Annotated in this window: 7 tRNA genes and 1 rRNA gene; all 8 read right to left on the minus strand. The window is 48.9% G+C overall.

The features are described 5' to 3' along the window. Window positions 1–24 precede the first annotated feature (24 nt). The 8 genes from ACAN53_RS18015 to rrf all read right to left on the minus strand — a co-directional run bounded on the left by ACAN53_RS18015 (window position 25) and on the right by rrf (window position 862). Window positions 25–98 (minus strand) — tRNA-Arg (locus tag ACAN53_RS18015). Between the two features lie 3 nt (window positions 99–101). Continuing rightward, window positions 102–190: transfer RNA gene (locus tag ACAN53_RS18020), tRNA-Leu, on the minus strand. A 5-nt stretch (window positions 191–195) separates the two neighbouring features. Beyond that, window positions 196–267, minus strand: a tRNA-Gly gene (locus tag ACAN53_RS18025). A gap of 122 nt (window positions 268–389) precedes the next feature. After that, a tRNA-Leu gene (locus ACAN53_RS18030) sits at window positions 390–473 on the minus strand. Between the two features lie 5 nt (window positions 474–478). Beyond that, window positions 479–550, minus strand: a tRNA-Lys gene (locus tag ACAN53_RS18035). A gap of 33 nt (window positions 551–583) precedes the next feature. Next, window positions 584–659 (minus strand) — tRNA-Thr (locus ACAN53_RS18040). Window positions 660–664: 5 nt separating this feature from the next. Next, a tRNA-Val gene (locus ACAN53_RS18045) sits at window positions 665–740 on the minus strand. A 6-nt stretch (window positions 741–746) separates the two neighbouring features. After that, window positions 747–862, minus strand: a 5S ribosomal RNA gene (gene rrf, locus ACAN53_RS18050). Window positions 863–1,033: the final 171 nt, after the last annotated feature.

Consider the following 1,033-nt stretch of genomic DNA (forward strand, 5'->3'; position numbering starts at 1 on the left):
CTGAGCTACTTCCCGTTTTTATAATGCGCCCAGGAGAATTCGAATCTCCAACCTTTTGATTCGTAGTCAAATACTCTATCCAGTTGAGCTATGGGCGCATGTGGTGCCGAGGACCGGAATCGAACCGGTACGGTAGTCACCTACCGCAGGATTTTAAGTCCTGTGCGTCTGCCAGTTCCGCCACCCCGGCACGTAAGCGGAAGACGGGATTCGAACCCGCGACCCCAACCTTGGCAAGGTTGTATTCTACCACTGAACTACTTCCGCATCGCGATTATAAAAAATATGGTGCGGGTGAAGGGACTCGAACCCCCACGCCAAAGGCGCCAGATCCTAAGTCTGGTGCGTCTGCCAATTCCGCCACACCCGNATCGCGATTATAAAAAATATGGTGCGGGTGAAGGGACTCGAACCCCCACGCCAAAGGCGCCAGATCCTAAGTCTGGTGCGTCTGCCAATTCCGCCACACCCGCAAATGTGAGCCATGAAGGACTTGAACCTTCGACCCTCTGATTAAAAGTCAGATGCTCTACCACTGAGCTAATGGCTCATAATATATAAAACAATCATTCAAATAGTGAAATGGTGCCGGCTAGAGGACTTGAACCCCCAACCTACTGATTACAAGTCAGTTGCTCTACCAATTGAGCTAAACCGGCATAAATGGTGGAGGATGACGGGATCGAACCGCCGACCCTCTGCTTGTAAGGCAGATGCTCTCCCAGCTGAGCTAATCCCCCAGAACTGCCTGGCAACGTCCTACTCTCACAGGGACAAAGTCCCAACTACCATCGGCGCAAAAGAGCTTAACTTCCGTGTTCGGTATGGGAACGGGTGTGACCTCTTTGCCATCATTACCAGACTCTTATTATTATACTGACAAACGAAAATTTGTCAATAAGGAATATTAAATTCCTTCAAAACTAGGTAACAAAGTGTAAAGAACAAAAACTTTTTGGATAAGCCCTCGATCGATTAGTATCTGTCAGCTCCACATGTCACCATGCTTCCACCTCAGACCTATCTACCTGAT

Origin of the sequence: Ectobacillus soli (assembly GCF_042610425.1) — a bacterium.
Classification (GTDB): Bacteria; Bacillota; Bacilli; order Bacillales; family Bacillaceae_G; genus Ectobacillus.